This is a genomic window from Methanothermobacter marburgensis str. Marburg, from assembly GCF_000145295.1.
Taxonomy (GTDB): domain Archaea; phylum Methanobacteriota; class Methanobacteria; order Methanobacteriales; family Methanothermobacteraceae; genus Methanothermobacter; species Methanothermobacter marburgensis.
The window spans coordinates 354461-371840 of the sequence record NC_014408.1; the positions used below are offsets into that span (position 1 = coordinate 354461).

Sequence of the window (17380 nt, forward strand, 5' to 3'; positions counted from 1 at the left end):
ATCTCCTCAGAGGTAAACTGGTCTTTCACGGAGGGGCTTCCAGTTCATGTCCTTATCTGAAATTATGAGTTCATCCACCAGCTCCAGGGGCCACTCTATACCGATGTCAGGGTCGTCCCATGGAATGCCAGAGTCGTATTCAGGGAGGTAGAGTTCTGTGCACTTGTAGTTAACTATGCACTCATCTGCGAGGGCCAGAAATCCGTGTGCAAATCCCTCGGGAATGAAGAATTCCCTCCTGTTCTCCTCTGAAAGGTGAACACCCACCCATTCACCGTAAGTCTCTGAGTCTCTGCGAAGGTCCACTGCAACATCAAAGATTTCACCCTTCACAGCCCTGATGAGTTTTCCCTGGGGCCTCTTCAGCTGGAAGTGAAGGCCCCTGAGGACGCCCCTGCGGGACATGGATTCGTTGTCCTGGACAAATGTGATATCAAGGCCATGGTCCCTGAATAGTGCCTGGTTGAAGGTCTCCATGAAGTATCCACGTTCATCTCCGTAGACCTCCGGTTCTATGATGATTGCACCATCAAGCCTGGTTCTCTGGAATCTGAAGTTACCCATGGAAGTTTCCCTCCGCAAGGTCTCTGAGGTATCTGCCGTATTCTGTCTTCTCAAGTTTTTCTGCCATTTCAAGGAGATCATCCCTTGTGATCCATCCATTGTTGTATGCTATCTCCTCAAGGCATGCGATGTAGAATCCCTGCCTCTTCTGTATGGTCTCTATGAAACTGCTTGCCTCCAGAAGGCCGTCATGGGTACCGGTGTCAAGCCAGGCCATCCCACGGCCCATGAGCTCCACACGGAGCTTCTTCATCTTCAGGTACTCCTCGTTGACGGATGTTATCTCAAGCTCCCCCCTCTCTGATGGCTCTATCCTGCTGGCAATTTCAACCACCTGGTTGTCATAGAAGTATAGGCCCGGGACAACGTAGTTGGATCTGGGTCTTTCAGGTTTTTCTTCTATTGATATAACCCTTCCTTCCCCGTCGAACTCAACAACACCGAAGGGTCGCGGGTCCTTTACATAGTAACCGAATATGACAGCACCCTCCCTGATGGACGCAGCCCTCTGGAGTATTTCACTGAACCTGTGCCCGTAGAATACGTTATCACCCAGCACCAGGGCAACCCTGGAATCTCCAATGAACTCCCTTCCCACAAGGAATGCATCGGCAATACCGCGGGGTTCCTCCTGCACCTCATAGGCGAACCTGACACCGAACTGTGACCCGTCCCCCAGGAGGTCCCTGTAGAGTGGAAGATCCCTTGGGGTTGATATCACGAGGATATCCCTTATACCCGCGAGCATCAGCACAGATAGGGGATAATATATCATTGGCTTATCATATATCGGGAGAAGCTGCTTTGAAACAGCCCTTGTTATGGGGTAGAGGCGGGTTCCTGAACCCCCTGCAAGCACTATGCCCTTCATGGTCCACCTCCATTAATTGATTTCATTTCCTCAAGGTAATCCTTAAGGGCTTCCCTGTAGCTTCTGAGGGGCTTAAAGCCCTCCATGATCCAGTTATAATTTTTGAGGACAGAGAATGATGGTCTGCGGGCGGGTCTCGGGAATTCATGGCTCCTTACAGGTTTCAACTTAACACCCATCTGCAGCGCATGGAATATCTCCCTGGCAAAATCATACCATGAGCAGTGGCCAGAGTTTGTTATATGATAAACACCATATGCGGGCCTTTCAATAAGCTTCCCGATTGCACCTGCAAGGTCACGGGTGTATGTTGGGGATCCATACTGGTCATCAACAACACTTATCTCATGACCCCTCTCTGCGAGTTCCACCATGGTACTTACAAAGTTTCTCCCGTTCCTCCCAAATAGCCAGGAGGTCCTTACTATGTAGAATTTATCTGTCAGATCACGCACAGCAAGTTCACCCAGGTACTTGGTTTTCCCGTAAAAGTTCAGAGGATCCGGTTCATCAAATTCAAAGTATTCTTCACCCTTCTTACCATTAAAAACATAATCGGTGGATATGTAAACCAGACTGGCGCCTGTCTGTGATGCAGCGGCAGCAACGTTCCGGGTCCCGAGAACGTTCACCTGATAGGCTGTTTCACGCTCCGATTCGGCACAGTCAACGTCTGTGAATGCAGCTGCATGTATGATGGTATCCGGACGCTTTTTGGCTGCAAGTTCCATGACACCCTCAAGGTCCCGGATGTCAAGGTCTCCTGACGTTAAAACCTCATGTCTTTCTTTCAGGACATCAATGAGGTCACTTCCAAGCATACCCGAGGCCCCGGTTACAAGAACCTTCATTCAATCACCCATAACGCTCACTGCAGTACCATAACCTGTTATCTCAAGGAAGGCATCAACGTCACCGAGACACTCAAGGACGTGGTCGGCACCGGCTGCCTCCAGTTCATCAACCGTGAAGTCCCCTGTGGCAACCCCCACGGTCCTCAAGCCAAGTTCCCTCCCGGCTTCAATATCCCGTGGAGTGTCACCTACGGTTATAACATTTTCCCGCCGTAGCCGCCCGTAAATTGAGGAGGCCCTTTCAAGGGCAAGCCTCAGTATCGAGGCCCTGCTGCACCCCTCGTTGCCAAAGCCCCCGAAGTTGAAGTATCCATCAAATGAGGCCTCTCTGAGCTTCAACCATGCAACAGGCTCAATGTTTCCGGTCACAACTCCGAGGGGTGTTCCGGCTTCACTGAGCCTTTTAAGGATAATTTCTGCACCATGCAGGGCTCTTATGTTATCCCTCTCAAGGTTCAGGCGGTAGTTATAGGAAATCCTATCCACTATCCTCACAAAGTCCCCATCGCTGATTTCAAGACCGTACTTCCATGCGGTCTGGAATATTATCTCCTTATCGGTCATCCCCTGGATTCTTTCGATGTCTATTTCAACATCAGCATTGAAAAGTTCCCTGAACGCCTGCCTGAAGGAGTAGAAGTGACAGTGGGATCCCACAAGCAGCGTTTTATCAATATCGAATATGATGGTGTTCATCTTAGACCTGCCTCTCATACTTTTTCCTGAGGTGTTCGGAGCTGTACTCATAGTAAACTATGTTTGATTTCAGAAAGACCCTCTGGGCAGGGTTGCCATTCCTGAGGTAGGTGACGGTTATCTTCCTCTCACTGACCCGTATGTCAATTGCATTTCCACGGGGACCTGTGGCGTAGGTGTGTTCAGCCCCCAGAATGTCCATTATTCTTATCCAGTCCACTGCCATGGCTCTTTACCCGTTCTTTAATCCTGCTTCACCATCATGGTGACGTTATTATTATCTGCAGTTTCATCTATAAATTATTCTATGAAGAGTGATGTCTGTGAAATCGATGATGCCAATGAGGCCCGGGTGCTCATGGTGAGGGAGTCGATGCCTGACGACGATGAAATAAAAGGACTCTGTGACCTCTTCAAAATATTATCCGAGCCCACAAGGCTCAGGATAATCGAGGCACTCACCGTGGATTCACTGTGTGTCTGTGAACTCGCATCCCTCCTTGAGATGACCCAGTCAGCGGTTTCTCACCAGCTCAGAATTCTGAGAAGTGCGGGAATCGTTGACTATGAAAGGGATGGTAAGATGGCACGCTACCACCTCACCGATAGGGGCGTGGCGGATATTATAGAAAACTGCAGGAGCAAATGTCCTTAGTACAGGGGATATACCATGTATGAACTTCTTTCGCATCCACTGGAGGATGGTTCACCGGTTCACCCGGCACTTGACGATGTGAGGATATCAATCAGGAACATGATACCTGTGGATGGGTATGAGACCCACACCATCATCACATCCAACCATGCCGGGACCCATGTAGATGCCCCGGCCCATTTCATTGAGGGCGGAAAGAGGATAAGTGAATACAGTATTGAAGAACTTGTATTCAATGACGTCTGCACTGTGGACGTTGATGTGGGGCCAGGGGACCCCATAGGGAGCGGTGACATTGAGATTCCCGACTGCGACCTCCTCCTCATAAGGACGGGCTTCGAGTCAGTGAGGGGTGGGGACACCTACCTGCAGGATAACCCCTGGATAACCCCTGAACTTATTGATAACATAAGGAGGAACTTCAGGGGTATCAGGGCCATAGGGGTGGACTGCATATCAATATCAAATCCAGAACACCCATCTGAGGGCGAGATGGCCCACATAATGGCCTTCACTGAGGACCCTGATTATGGGGAGCCAGTTCTCATCCTGGAGGATATGAAACTGATGAGTGCTCCGGAGGTTATTGAGAGGGTTTTTGTGGTTCCGTGGACCATTGAGGGGGTTGACAGTGCACCATGTACCGTTATAGCGGAATTTAAGGTTTAATTTTCAGGGATCTGTGGAGGGTATCTGTGGAGATAAAGATAAGGCCTGTTGGATTTGTGAGATCCCCATTCATGGGGAGGGGGGAGGCACCTCACCAGGGGAGGCTCTCAATGGAGGAGAGCGAGATTCACATCTTCCCGGAGTACCGTGACGCCCTGGAGGGAATTGAACTTTTCAGGTACCTCTTTGTTCTCTACTGGCAGCACCTGGCTGAAAGGGATGTTCTTAAGGTTGTTCCGCGGGGTAAAAAGAAGAAGAGGGGTGTTTTTTCAACAAGGGCCCCTGCAAGGCCCAACCCGATAGGGCTGTGCCTGGTGGAGCTGCTGGAGTCAGGTGATTTCCTCAGGGTGAGGGGCCTTGATGCACTGGATGGCTCACCTGTTATCGATATAAAGCCATACCATGAGGATATCGATTCACCCGGGGACTGAAAGGTCAGAACGCCTTTTCACTGCAATTAGCAGGCAGTTATTGAGGAAGATGCTTAAGATCCGGACTATTCCTCAGTTCTGAATGCTGCTTCAACGTCCCTTACAAAGGGTTCTATCTTGCAGTCACAGGTATTCTCCTTTATCTCCCTCTCGGTTATGGCGACTGTCTGGATGGGTTCCTTTCCTATGGTCTCGCTCATACGCCTGAATGTTCCCTCTGCACCGCTTCCACCATATGTACAGAAGAAGGCAGCATTCTTTATCTTTGATGCGTTTTCCCTGAGGTAGGTGCCCACCGGTACCGATGGATTACCTGCCCAGACAGGTGTACCAACTATCACAAGATCATAGTCTGAGGGGTCCCTTTCATAGGGTTCAAGTACGGTGTCCTTGCCCCTCGCAGCCTGGTAACCTGATTTTAAAAACCCTATGATACCGGTTCGATTCTGGGTGTCCCTTATCTCCTCGATGTCACATTTGAGTTCCCTGGCGATCTGAGATGCCACATCCCTGGTACGCCCGGTTCTTGAATAATATACCACAAGTGCCCTCATGGTTACTGATATGTTGATGGACGCATAAATACTGTTCTCTTTGTGATACTCAGAGGTTATAAGAACCTGGTGATAATGGAGTCATGAATATCATGGAGGAACTCTCAAAATCAGAATCATCTGCTTGCCTTAGTATGGGGGGTAGCTTCCAGAGATTTAAAGGGGGGTTGTTAGGAGTGAAAAAACGGGGAGGTGCTTTTTCGTTTTTTATCTCTGGAAGCTGATTTTTTGGTGCTTTCAACAGAACAAAATATCCCGGAAGTTGAAAGCAATAATTTAAGGGGGTGATGTGTGTATGAGACACACAAACCTATATGTTAGAATTCTAGTATATAAATATTTCGGTTGTGTGGGATGGTTTGCAAGCTAAGGCATCACATAAAGATTAGTGATGGAGGTCTACACACAGGTCCTCTTCACCATGGTGCATGCTAAAGTATCACATACAACACAACTATAGACAGGTGACATTATGCAGGTTATAGAGGGACCCCTCTTCACCGCCCGCACATGCCAGGAATACATGAAGATGTTTGATCTCAGGATAAACGAACTTAAGGGGTTGCGAATACTTGACTGTCCAGCGGGTGCCAGCTCATTCACACCAATCATGGCGAAGAGGGGCCTTGATGTGAGGGCCTGTGACATCATGTATGGTGAGGAGGCAGATACTCTTGGGAATATGTGCAGGGAGCACCTCATGGCACTCACAGATGCCCTTAAGAGGATCAGGAACCATTTCGTGTGGAGGTTCTACTCTTCACCTGAGGAGATGCTTGAAAAACGCCTGAATGCCTGCGGGTGTTTTGAGGAAAGCTACAGAGAACACCCTGAACTTTACGTGAGGGGGGACCTCAGGGATTTACCCTTTGATGATGATGAGTTTGATCTCCTTCTCTCATCCCATCTCCTCTTCATATATGACCACAGGCTTGACAGGGAATTTCATGAAAGGGCCATTTCTGAGATGATACGCGTCAGCTCAGAGGTGAGGATATACCCGATTGTCAAGGAGAACGGAAAACTCTCAGATTATGCAGAAGGCATACTGGAGGATAAAAGAGATGAATTTGATGCATTCACGGTCTCGGTGGACTATGAGTTCAGGAGGGGAGGTAACATGATGCTTGTTCTTAAGGGAATATGACACCAGTTTCTGGTTCTTTTTCATGACTTTGCTTGTTCTTAAGGGAATATGACACCAGTTTCTGGTTCTTTTTCATGACTTTGCTTGTTCTTAAGGGAATATGACACCAGTTTCTGGTTCTTTTTCATAACTTATGATTACCTGATTTCATCCTTGAAGAAAAGATGATATCAGTTTTCTGTTCTTTCTGCGTTGGAAGATCATCTGATCTCATCTAATATAGCCTGATGCATCCTCCTGATGAATTCTATCCGGTCCTCATACTTGAGCACGTCCAGGTAACCCTGGGCAACCAGGTTAAAGGCAAATGGTGAGGGTATCCTCGTGTCAAACTGCTTGATCTCCATTTCACCATCACGGATCCATTCAAGGACCCTGATGGCATTCTCGATGTCCATGTAGTCCTCCATAACCTCCCTGCGGGCCTCCTCGAGTATGGGGAACCTGTCATCCAGTTCACTCACAAATTTAAGTAGTATCTTACCCCTCACCTGCTGCCTGCCAACAGACTTCTCCTCCCCCCTGTACCTGCGGAGTATCATGAGTGCACGGCCAGCGCAGTGCCTGAACCTGCTTGCAAGGGTTTCTGTCCGGTCAAGGGCCTTCTTAAGTATCTCCCTGAGGTTCTCAGGTTCAAGTTCCATGAATGACTCGAGACCACCCATCTTTCCCTCTGAACTCAGATAGAATCCATTGTCAGATACAGATATCATGACGTCCCGCCGGTAACGCCTTGCAATGACATAGGCAACGGCCCTTGATAGGGCGTCGTTAACCCTCCTTCCAAAGAGGCTGTGGAAGACGATGAATTTTCTACCCCCGAAGCCAGTGTAGTACTCAACAAGCATCCTCCTGATGCTGGGTATTGCCGCGTAGAGGTACTGTTCACGGAAATACTCGTAGATTGAACCTGCGGCCCTCTCATCCACGTGGAGGTAGTCCATTATGAACTCTGTTATCTCTTCCTTTGAACGCCCGTACTGGAACTTACCATCCATAATGTCCCTGAATCGCTGTATGTCAACTGCAAGGTCAAAGGAGAGGGGCAGCTGCTCCGAGAACCATGATGGAATGTTGGGGGGTCCTGAGGCGGGGCTGACATTGACGGTCATGCCCCTTGCATAGTTGAATCTGTAGATCTTCCCGCCGAGAACAAAGGTGTCGCCCTTCCTGAGTTTCTCCATGAAATCCTCCTCTATCCTCCCCACAACCTTTCCGTTGCACTTAACAACCGCAGCGCTCCTATCAGGTATGGTCCCTATGTTGGTGGAGTAGAGCATCCTGGCAAGTTTACCCCTCCTCCCGAACATGTTCTTGTCGTGGTCAACCCAGATCTTGGCATAGACGTACCTCTCCTCGAGCTCCGCATACTCTCCTGCAAGGTAGCTGAGCACAGAGAGGTAATCCTCCCTCCTGAGGTTCCTGTAGCAGTAGCTGTTCCTTATAACCTCAAGGGCATGATCAATGTCCCAGGGGGTTCTCAATGGCCATCCCGTATATGTGCTGGGCCAGGACATCCAGGCAGTTCTCGGGTACCCTTATGGAATCTATTTTACCCTCAACGGCGTTCTTGAGTATGAGTGAACACTCAACAAGGTCGTCCCTGTCCACGACAACTATCCGTCCCTTTGATTTCTCATGAAGCTGATGCCCGCTTCTCCCGATACGCTGCAGTGCCCTTGAAACAGATTTTGGTGAACTCAGAAGAACCACCAGGTCAATGTACCCGATGTCTATCCCGAGTTCAAGGGAAGTTGATGATACAACCGCCTTCAGCTCACCCCTCTTGAGTTTCTCCTCTGTTTCAAGCCTTATCTCCCTTGAAAGTGATGAGTGATGTGCCATTATGTTTTCATCGGTGTAACTCTCAGGGAAACGACTTTTCAGGTTGTAAACCACACTCTCGGTCCCGCTCCGAGTGTTGGTGAAGATTAGGGTTGTCCGGTGTTCCATTATGAGATCGTGGAGGATGTCGTAGAGGGCATTACCAATTTCCTCAGGGTCAGCGGCCACGATGTCATCAACCGGGCAGATGAGTTCAATGTCAAGTTCCTTCAGGTAGCTGACGTCCACTATGATGCAGTCCCTTTCATTACCATAACTGTAACCCACCAGGAATTTTGCAACACGCTCAAGTGGATGGACCGTCGCAGATAAACCGATCCTTGTGAAGTTACCGACAAGGTGCTGCAGCCTCTCAAGGCTCAGTGAAAGATGAACACCCCTCTTATTATCTGCAAGGGAGTGTATTTCATCCACGATAACATAGCGCACAGTTGAAAGCTTTTCACGGAACTTCGGGGCCACAAGGAGTATTGAAAGCGTCTCAGGGGTCGTTATAAGGATGTGTGGGGGATTTTTGAGCATCCTGGAGCGCTCATAGCTGCTGGTGTCACCGGTCCGCACAGCTTTCCTTATCTCAAGATCCCTGCCCTCCTCCTCTGCAATCTCCCTTATACCCTGGAGGGGTTCCTCAAGGTTCCTTTCTATGTCATTATCAAGGGCCTTAAGGGGTGAAATGTATATGCAGTAGACACTGTCCTCCAGTTCACCCCTATCTGCAAGTGTGGTGAGTTCACTGATTATGGAAAGAAACGCGGTGAGTGTCTTACCTGAACCTGTTGGTGACGATACAAGGACGTTCCTCCCCATGTGTATATCCATTATTGCATACTTCTGGGCCTCTGTGAAGTCATCAAAGGTTCTCTTGAACCATTCACTGACCCAGGGGTGAAGAACAGAATGTATCCTGCTGCTTGAGTATTTCTTCTTCTGTCTGACTATCATGGGCCTCACCACCCACCATTGAATCCTGTTGATGAGGTGAACTCCATGAGGGCACCCACCGTCCCGAAATCGAAAACCTCAAAGTCCTCAACACCATAGACATGGAACTCCTCAAGTTCAGCCTCCCTGAGGAAGGGTGATAGTACAGCCTCATGGAGGATGTCGGAGCCCTCGGTTATGAAATTGAAGGATGGCATGACAACGAGGTTCATATCCCTGAAGGGCCCTAGGAGGAAGCATTTGATCTTTTCAACCCTTTCACCGCTTCTGAGACCCACGCATGGGTGTTCGTGGCCTATGATGATGTTTTCAGCGTCAAGTCTTTCAGGTATCACATGGCCATGTGTCAGGAGGAAATCGTCCACCTTCATGGTTTCATGGATCGCAATACCTGATATCCCAGACATGTGGGGTACTATGGGGTCATGATTCCCCTTGATCAGTGTTATCTCCCTGAAGTTTTCCTGGAGGTAGTCCATCATCCGCATGATTTCCCGGTTCTCCTGACGGCTCACCCTCCCGAATTCATGCTTGAGGTCACCATTTATGATGATACCCGAGGCACCCGATGCGTCCCTTATGGATTCTATCCGCTCAACTATCTTTCTGAACTGGAATCCAGGGACCATCACCCCCTCACTGGTGAGGTACTGTTCATACCCCAGGTGGAGGTCGGCTATTATCATTGAATCCTCAATGAGAAGTGACAGGTCACATATTTCCAGCCCATCCATCAGTTTAAACGTGTTCATTGCATCACCAGGACACTGATGAGGTAGAGGAGGTCAAGGACCCCGAAGGCTATGAGTGAGTTCATTACAACCTCAGATCCCCTCACATTGACTTCATCTGGGTTATGGATGTAATAATAGATGCAGGGAACTGTGAGTGTGAGTGAAAGTAGAGCAATCAGCGGGAAACTGATCCTGGGATCGAAATGGGGGGAGAATTCAAGAAGTCCCAGTGCAACCGTTGCAGCAGCCGCACTTAAGGCCATAACCCTTCTGGATGCTCTGACACCCATCCTGACAGGAAACGTTATCTTGCCCCCCAGCAGGTCCTCCCTGAGGTCAGGTATCTCAACGTTTATGATGAAAACAAGCTGCAAAAGCATTATGGGGATGGAGAATAGGATTAAGGGAGTATCAATCACACCCCTGATTACAGAGTAACCCATGGCAGGGAATATGAAGCCTGTCAGGGCTGTTGCAACCTCCCCAAAACCCCTGTATGATAGTCTGGCTGGAGGGGCACTGTAAAACCATCCAAGCAGATTACCGGCAACTGCAAGGAGAAGAACTGCAGGGTTACGGTAGATGAGAGTGTAGATAACTGCAAGTGTCAGGGATACTGATATGAGAAGGACAGCAAATTTCCAGGCAAAGCCTCTGAGTTCAGGGTGTCTCTGGAGAACCCCGCTTCCCCCGGTATATGCTGTTACAGCCTCAGGGTTGTCCAGTTCAAAGTCATAGTAGTCGTTGCTGTAGGATACAGAAAGATGGGCTGGCATCAAGATCGCATATCCCATGATGAACTGGTCAGGGGGAAGGTAACCCCTACCTATAGCTGCAAGAACGGCCCCTGTGGCATAGAGGATCAGGCCAGCCCCAAGAAATGGAAGTCTACCCAGTTTGATGACCTCAGACAGGAAATACCACCTGGAGTTTTTTTTCTTGACATCCAGTTTATGCATTCACATCCTCCTACCAGCGGGAATTGGGGTCCATTAACATTTATATCGGCTGCGGAATAAAAGATTATCATCACAGTTTATTATCACAGAATCAATCAGGTGAATTTATCAGGTGATTCTCATGGCTGATAGTACCTTGAAGGATAGGATTGGCCTCATGGATTCAGAGGAAAAGATGAAGGCCGTTGATGAACTTGAACCCTCAGAGGAATCCGTTGAAATACTTGCAGGACTTCTGGAGGATGAAAGTCATCCTGTTAGATTTAAGGCTGCAGATAAACTTGCAGAATTCGGAAAAATGTCCCTTGAAAGGCTCATTGAAATAATGGACACTGCAGAGGGGGAGGTCAGGAGATACGCCACATTCGCCCTCAAGAAGATAGGGGATCCAGGAGTTGTGGATCACTTCATTGGGGCCCTTGAGGATGAGGACTGGGGGGTGAGGAAATTTGCTGCAAGGTCCCTTGGGGAACTGGGGGATAAGAGGGCCGTGGAACCACTCATAGGTGCCCTTGAGGATGAGGACTGGGGTGTTAAACTTGTCGCTGTAAGGTCCCTTGGCGACCTCAGGGATCCGAGGGCCATAGAACCAATCAAGAAGGCCAGAAGAAAGGGGGATAAGGACTTCAAGAAGGCTGCCAATAAGTCACTCAAAAAGATCCAGTCATAGTCCTCCTGCTTTTTTGTGTGAAGTGTTCATCAATTACTCAATTCAGTAATATTGTTTATTGCAGTCCCCATGAAACTTTTATATTTTTTAAGTGTCGTTATATAACTATATATAATATTTTAGCCGGTGGTTTCATGAGGATAGTGATAGTGGGGGCTGGATTTGGAGGTCTATCTGCAGCAGCGCTTCTTGCAAGGGGTGGGATGGATGTAACTGTTATTGAGAAAAATGAGGGTCCAGGTGGACGTGCAAGCGTCTACGGTGAGGGGGGGTTCACATTTGATATGGGCCCATCATGGTACCTCATGCCTGACATATTTGAGAACTTCTTTGCAGAGTTCAGGAGAAAACCTGAGGATTTCTACTCCCTGAAACAACTTGACCCTGCATACAGGGTATTCTTTGATGATGATAAGGTTGTAAATGTCTCATCCGATATTGAAAGGAATTATGAACTCTTTGACAGCTTCGAGGAAAACGGGGGCGAGAAGCTCAGGGAATACCTCCATTCAGCAGGTGAACTCTATGATTCTGTTGTAAAGGAGATGCTCTACAGGGACTACCGTTCCATCCTTGACTTCCTCAATGGCAAACTCCTGCTTCAGGGGATAAGACTCAACATACTCGAATCCCTTGAGCACTTTGTTAACAAACGCTTTGAGAGTGATGAGGCAAGAAAGATACTCCAGTATTCCATAGGCTTCCTTGGAAGCGCACCGCAGGATACACCCTCCATGTACCATATCATGTCCCACATTGACATGACACTGGGGGTTTTCTACCCTGAGGGTGGCATAAGGAGGGTTGCAGAGTCCATATATGAACTTGCACTTGATAACGGGGCCGAATTCCACTTCAATGAAGAGGTTAAGAGGATAGAGGTTACAGATAAGATGGCCACCTCTGTTGTAACCGACAGGAACATCCACGATGCCGATGCAGTTCTTGTGAATGCAGATTACCCCCACAGTGAACTTGAACTCCTTGATGCCGACCACAGGACCTATGATGAGAACTACTGGAATTCAAGGGTACTGGCACCATCAGCCTTTGTGGCCTACGTGGGTGTTGACCGCACAGTAGACGCCCTTGACCACCATAACCTCTTCCTTGAGAGGGACTGGGCAGACAAATTCCAGCAGGTCTTTGACCCTGAAAAGGCGTCCTGGCCTGATAGGCCGTCATACTATGTTAATGTTCCCTCAAGGACGGATACAACAGCTGCTCCCGAGGGATCAGACACCCTATTCATACTGGTTCCCCTGGCACCTGGCATGGAGGATAACCAGGAGCTGAGGGAGGGCCTCTACAGCAGGGTCATGGATGACCTTGAGGGGAGGACAGGTATGAAGATAAGGGACCATGTGGTGGTGAAGCGTATATTCGCCATAAATGACTTCAGGGAACGATACAATGCATACAGGGGGACAGCACTTGGCCTATCCCATACCCTCAGGCAGACCGCCCTCTGGAGACCGGCACATAAAAGCAAGAAGGTTAAAAACCTTTACTACACTGGACAGTACACCCATCCAGGTATAGGGGTGCCAATGACACTAATATCCTCCCAGATTGTCTGCAGAGAGATACTGGAAGAAATGGGTGAATAGTCCAGAATCCTTCAGGCAAAGCAACTTTAAAAGGTTATATGGGTGATAGGCTCTTGATTGATGAAAAAATCTATTCAATATTCAAAAGGGGAAGCAAAACATACTTCTACAGCACCCTCTTCTTCCCACCAAAGGTTAGGAGGGACGTTTTCATACTCTACAGTTTCCTGAGAAAGGCGGATGACTATGTTGATAGAATACCCCAAGATACCGGGGGGTTCTACGACTTTGTTGAACGCTACCGGGCGGCATCATCAGGCGAAAAAACAGGGGATGTGGTTGTTGATTCGTTCGCGGAACTTTCAGCCAGAAAGGCTTTCAATAAAGAGTGGACAGAGGCCTTTCTAAGATCAATGGAGATGGATATAACTGTATCATCCTACAGGACAATGGCTGACCTTGAGGAGTACCTACTTGGTTCATCTGAGGTTGTGGGCCTCTTCATGGCATCCATCATGGGCCTTGACACGGATTCATATCCCCACGCCCGCTACATGGGGAGGGCCATGCAGTACGTCAACTTCATAAGGGACATAGCAGAGGATGTTGAACTTGGAAGGCTCTACTTCCCGCTGACTGAACTTGAAAGATTTGATCTGGAGTCACTGGATTTAAGTGAAATAAGGGGAAGGGAGGATAATTTCAGGTCCTTCCTCAGGGCTCAGATTGATATTTACAGGGACTGGCAGAGGAGGGCAGAGGAGGGTTACAGTTACATCCCCTACCGCTACCTGGTACCCATAAAGACCGCCGCCGACATGTACCTCTGGACGTCCAGGATAATCGAAAGGGACCCCCTCATAGTCTACCGGAGGAAGGTGAAGCCCTCAAGGGGCAGGGTGGTCTCAGGGGCCCTCCTGAACATGCTGAGGCTCATCAGACCCAGGGCACCCGTTAATGAGGGGAGTATTTAGGGGACCTTCAAATGTCTCAGATGACCCCAGGATCCCTTTTTAATTCCATAAAAGATTACACGGGCTTTCTGGTCGGCATATCTCGATTCAGGTTCTGGATATACACCGGGGGAACATATGTAATTGGGTACACCCTTGCAGCGAAGGGGTTCACTGATTTTCTCTCACCAGCCTATTACATATACCTCCTCTACTTCTTTTTCCCGGCGAATGTGTTCATCTACGGTGTCAACGACTACTGGGATGAGGATACAGACAGACTAAACCCCAAAAAGGGTTCAAGGGAGCACATGCTGATGCAGAGTGAGCGGAGGAAACTCAGAAATTCACTGCTTGCAGTTACAGGTATCAGCGTCGCGCTCATGTTTTCACAGAAACCACAGGAGGCCATTCTTTTCCTCGGATTTTTATTCCTATCATATTTCTACAGTGCACCCCCACTCAGATTCAAGGAGAGGCCCTTCCTGGATTTTTCATCAAATTACCTCTACATAATGCCCGGTGTATTTGCCTACAGCCTTGCATCAGGAAGCCTTCCTGAACCCATAATCCTCCTTGCAGGCTACTGTCACATCGCTGCCATGCACATATTCTCTGCCGTACCTGACACAGAGTATGATAGGAGGGCAGGAATCAACACAACGCCTGTCTTCATGGGTGAAAAGGCGGCACTTGCACTTTCAGCAGCCTTCTGGCTGATATTATCTTTCATCACCGTCTATCTTACGGATCTACATCCCCTCAGCTTTCTGGTATTTGCGTATCCTGCATTTTCCCTTTCTGTACTTCTTTTCGAAAGAATAAGGATAGAGAGGGTTTACTGGTACCTGCCCTACGTCAACACAGCCTTTGGAGGTCTGCTCTTCCTTGCGCTCATAAACCACAAGATCTTTCACTGGATTTGATCTTGAAGTTTTTTTGCTGTAGTTTTCTGGATTTAACTATTCAGGATCCTACCACAGGTTTGCCTTTGTTTTAATGAGTATGAGTGCCAAGAGGATTAAACCGGTTATGAAGGGGATCTCAAGTCCAAGGAAGAGGCAGGCCGCTGTCCAGAAGCACATTATCAGGTAGAGGCTGGAGATGGCCCCTGATTTCATTTCCTTCATAGAATCACCCAGAACCACAAGCAGAATAAGGGATGCAATGAAACCTGAGAGCACCCATCCAGCGAAGTTCTGCAGGGGCACACCATAGAATATTCCTGGATTACTCCAGATCCAGAACTTGAGGGTCACGGCTGCAGGGTCAATCACAACATCTGTGAGGACCACAAGGAGGGTTGAAAGGCCCAGAAATTTCAGTTTCCCACCAACAGATTCCTTTGCAAGATAGGCCGACCCAAGGAAGAGGGGCAGCCATGCGAATGGGACCGTGAAGGGGGTGTGTCCAAGTATCTTCAGTCCAATGAGTCCGGTGTAGTGGAACTCCGAGTAGGGAAAACCCGTTACTATGGCCAAAGTTTCGATCAGAATTGCATAGGCCCCCAGAACAAGTATCAGAATAACACCACGACTCCTGAGGTCCCTTATCACCGAAATAAATGATGGGAGGGCCATGGATATGATGAAAACAACCGATACCGCGGAATAACCCCCTATATCCACGTTGGCTACAAAATATGATGAGAATGCAAGGATGATGCCCACGAGGAGTATGATGATGGATTTCCCGGAGGGTCTATTCATGGTCAGCTCCCTCCATCCACCTGTAAACATCTGGTCTCCGATTCCTTAGAAGTGGAAGCTCCCTTCTCACTTTCTCCACCATTTCCATATCCAGGTCGGCTGTTAGAACACATTCTGAGCTACCTGCATCAACCATAACCGAACCCCATGGGTCGGCGACAAGTGAGTGACCGTATGCAACATAGGATGCCCGGGGGTTTCTTGCAGGGGACACTGCGACACAGTAGCACTGGTTGTCAAGGGCCCTCGACCGCACAAGGAGCCTCCAGTGGGCTGGACCGGTTGTCATGTTGAATGCACCGGGAAATATGAGAACCTCCGCACCCCCCAGGGCCATCATCCTTGAGAGTTCAGGGAAGCGCATGTCATAGCATATACCAACCCCGATCACAGCAGAACCTGTTTCAGTAACGGTCACAGAGCTACCTGCAATAAGAGTGTCGGATTCCCTGAAGGTTATCTCACCCTCCACGTCTATATCAAAGAGGTGAACCTTCCTGTGCCTCGCCACGACTTCACCACCATCATCAATGATGAATGATGTGTTGTATATCCCCTCAGGGGTTCGTTCGGGAATTGAACCTGCAACCAGATGGACCCCCAGTTCTGCTGCAACGGAGCTCATTGCGGTTATGGTCTCTCCATTCTCATCCTCCGCATATTCAGGGAAGAGTTCAGAGTCGTAGGGGCATGTGAACATCTCAGGAAGAACCATAAGTTCAGCACCTGGCTGCACGCTTCCCTTATCATCTCAGAGGCCTTTTTGATGTTTTCTTCCTTTCTCTCATTTACCTGCATCTGACAGATTCCAACCCTCAGACCTGGCACCCCCATAATATCAGTGAGCATGGTCCTCAGAGGACGTTGTTCTCCAGGAGTATCCTTAAACCAATGAGTATGAGGATGACACCACCCAGTGCCTCTATACGGTTTTCAAATATGTGACCTATCTTCTCTCCAAGGTAGCTCCCCCCAAGGGAGAGGAAGAACGTGATGACTCCTATGATTATTATGGGCAGCCATATTGATATGTTAAGGAGTGCAAAGCTGACACCCACAGCAAAGGCGTCTATGCTGGTTGCAACTGATAACAGAAGGAGTTCACGGTAACTGAATTTGAATTCCTCCTCCTCAAGCATGGTGCTCTCGTATATCATTTTCAGCCCGATCAGAAGGAGGAGTGTAAATGCAACCCATGGCGCAAAGGCTGACACGAGGCTCTGAATTTCGAGGCCAGATATCCATCCGAGGATGGGCATGAATGCCTGGAATGCCCCGAATGAGAATGCAGTTATGAGGGCGTAGTTGATTCCTGATTCATGGCCCACAAGACCGCGGCTCACTGATATGCTGAATGTGTCCATCCCCAGGCCAATTCCAATGAAAACCATCGATAGAAGATCCATAGGTATCACCATTGAGTAACCATATAATTCTCTCACCAGCTACTTATAAAATCATCTGCAGATGCAAAAACTTTATATACCACAATTTTAATAACTTAAGTTAACTAAATTTCTCGGGTTCTGAAAAACACCTAAAAAGATTTGAATATGGGTTTAAAAAATTTCAGGAAA

Annotated in this window: 18 protein-coding genes and 2 pseudogenes; 8 read left to right on the top strand and 12 right to left on the bottom strand. The window is 48.5% G+C overall.

Features of this window, described 5'->3' with window-relative positions:
* Positions 1-6: 6 nt before the first annotated feature.
* The 5 genes from rfbC to MTBMA_RS01815 are packed head-to-tail and all read right to left on the bottom strand — an operon-like array spanning position 7 to position 3211.
* Positions 7-564: a dTDP-4-dehydrorhamnose 3,5-epimerase gene (gene rfbC, locus MTBMA_RS01795; protein ID WP_013295190.1), complete on the bottom strand. Its 558-nt coding sequence runs from the start codon at positions 562-564 to the stop codon at positions 7-9.
* A complete protein-coding gene (gene rfbA / locus MTBMA_RS01800; RefSeq protein ID WP_013295191.1) occupies positions 557-1435 on the bottom strand; it encodes a glucose-1-phosphate thymidylyltransferase RfbA in 879 nt (292 codons plus the stop codon). The genes rfbC and rfbA overlap by 8 nt, the downstream gene beginning before the upstream one ends.
* Positions 1432-2286: a dTDP-4-dehydrorhamnose reductase gene (gene rfbD / locus MTBMA_RS01805; RefSeq protein ID WP_013295192.1), complete on the bottom strand. Its 855-nt coding sequence runs from the start codon at positions 2284-2286 to the stop codon at positions 1432-1434. Before rfbD ends, rfbA begins: the two co-directional genes overlap by 4 nt.
* Complete coding sequence (locus tag MTBMA_RS01810) at positions 2287-3003, bottom strand: HAD family hydrolase (protein WP_238523388.1); 717 nt, start codon at positions 3001-3003, stop codon at positions 2287-2289.
* Positions 2987-3211: a hypothetical protein gene (locus tag MTBMA_RS01815; RefSeq protein ID WP_013295194.1), complete on the bottom strand. Its 225-nt coding sequence runs from the start codon at positions 3209-3211 to the stop codon at positions 2987-2989. The genes MTBMA_RS01810 and MTBMA_RS01815 overlap by 17 nt, the downstream gene beginning before the upstream one ends.
* A gap of 81 nt (positions 3212-3292) precedes the next feature.
* On the opposite strand from MTBMA_RS01815, the gene MTBMA_RS01820 reads away from it, so the two are divergent.
* From MTBMA_RS01820 to tsaA, 3 genes are read left to right on the top strand one after another with little or no spacing between them, the layout of a single operon-like run.
* Positions 3293-3640, top strand: a complete 348-nt coding sequence (locus MTBMA_RS01820) for an ArsR/SmtB family transcription factor (RefSeq protein WP_013295195.1) — start codon at positions 3293-3295, stop codon at positions 3638-3640.
* 15 nt (positions 3641-3655) lie between these two features.
* A complete protein-coding gene (locus MTBMA_RS01825) occupies positions 3656-4309 on the top strand; it encodes a cyclase family protein (RefSeq protein WP_013295196.1) in 654 nt (217 codons plus the stop codon).
* A gap of 26 nt (positions 4310-4335) precedes the next feature.
* Positions 4336-4740: a tRNA (N6-threonylcarbamoyladenosine(37)-N6)-methyltransferase TrmO gene (gene tsaA, locus MTBMA_RS01830; protein ID WP_013295197.1), complete on the top strand. Its 405-nt coding sequence runs from the start codon at positions 4336-4338 to the stop codon at positions 4738-4740.
* Positions 4741-4805: 65 nt separating this feature from the next.
* Here tsaA and MTBMA_RS01835 read toward each other — a convergent pair whose 3' ends face one another.
* Positions 4806-5294, bottom strand: coding sequence for a flavodoxin family protein (locus MTBMA_RS01835; protein WP_052292714.1), 489 nt, complete (start codon positions 5292-5294; stop codon positions 4806-4808).
* Between the two features lie 472 nt (positions 5295-5766).
* Between MTBMA_RS01835 and MTBMA_RS01840 the strand changes: the two genes are divergently transcribed.
* Complete coding sequence (locus MTBMA_RS01840) at positions 5767-6441, top strand: class I SAM-dependent methyltransferase (RefSeq protein WP_013295199.1); 675 nt, start codon at positions 5767-5769, stop codon at positions 6439-6441.
* A 200-nt stretch (positions 6442-6641) separates the two neighbouring features.
* On the opposite strand, the pseudogene MTBMA_RS01845 reads toward MTBMA_RS01840, so the two are convergent.
* The 3 genes and pseudogenes from MTBMA_RS01845 to MTBMA_RS01855 all read right to left on the bottom strand — a co-directional run bounded on the left by MTBMA_RS01845 (position 6642) and on the right by MTBMA_RS01855 (position 10921).
* Positions 6642-9228, bottom strand: a pseudogene (locus MTBMA_RS01845) (ATP-dependent helicase).
* 5 nt (positions 9229-9233) lie between these two features.
* Positions 9234-9980: a metallophosphoesterase gene (locus MTBMA_RS01850; protein ID WP_013295202.1), complete on the bottom strand. Its 747-nt coding sequence runs from the start codon at positions 9978-9980 to the stop codon at positions 9234-9236.
* Positions 9977-10921, bottom strand: coding sequence for a prenyltransferase (locus MTBMA_RS01855; protein WP_013295203.1), 945 nt, complete (start codon positions 10919-10921; stop codon positions 9977-9979). Before MTBMA_RS01855 ends, MTBMA_RS01850 begins: the two co-directional genes overlap by 4 nt.
* Before the next feature lie 121 nt (positions 10922-11042).
* On the opposite strand from MTBMA_RS01855, the gene MTBMA_RS01860 reads away from it, so the two are divergent.
* The 4 genes from MTBMA_RS01860 (at position 11043) to MTBMA_RS01875 (ending at position 15020) form a co-directional block, all read left to right on the top strand.
* Positions 11043-11591: a HEAT repeat domain-containing protein gene (locus MTBMA_RS01860; RefSeq protein WP_013295204.1), complete on the top strand. Its 549-nt coding sequence runs from the start codon at positions 11043-11045 to the stop codon at positions 11589-11591.
* A 134-nt stretch (positions 11592-11725) separates the two neighbouring features.
* Positions 11726-13201 (top strand): phytoene desaturase family protein, encoded by a 1476-nt coding sequence (locus MTBMA_RS01865; RefSeq protein ID WP_013295205.1) that lies wholly within the window; start codon positions 11726-11728, stop codon positions 13199-13201.
* 53 nt (positions 13202-13254) lie between these two features.
* The gene (locus MTBMA_RS01870; protein ID WP_013295206.1) at positions 13255-14115 is read left to right on the top strand and encodes a phytoene/squalene synthase family protein; all 861 of its coding nucleotides are present in this window, start codon (positions 13255-13257) and stop codon (positions 14113-14115) included.
* 20 nt (positions 14116-14135) lie between these two features.
* Positions 14136-15020: a prenyltransferase gene (locus MTBMA_RS01875; protein WP_148215526.1), complete on the top strand. Its 885-nt coding sequence runs from the start codon at positions 14136-14138 to the stop codon at positions 15018-15020.
* Positions 15021-15068: 48 nt separating this feature from the next.
* Here the strand turns inward: MTBMA_RS01875 and cruF are convergent, their stop codons facing one another.
* The 3 genes and pseudogenes from cruF to MTBMA_RS01890 all read right to left on the bottom strand — a co-directional run bounded on the left by cruF (position 15069) and on the right by MTBMA_RS01890 (position 17209).
* Positions 15069-15803, bottom strand: a complete 735-nt coding sequence (cruF, locus tag MTBMA_RS01880; protein WP_013295208.1) for a bisanhydrobacterioruberin hydratase CruF — start codon at positions 15801-15803, stop codon at positions 15069-15071.
* A pseudogene (locus tag MTBMA_RS01885) lies at positions 15796-16637 on the bottom strand (carbon-nitrogen hydrolase family protein). Before MTBMA_RS01885 ends, cruF begins: the two are co-directional and overlap by 8 nt.
* A gap of 20 nt (positions 16638-16657) precedes the next feature.
* Entirely contained in the window at positions 16658-17209 is a 552-nt protein-coding gene (locus tag MTBMA_RS01890) for a manganese efflux pump MntP (RefSeq protein WP_013295210.1), read from the bottom strand.
* Positions 17210-17380: the final 171 nt, after the last annotated feature.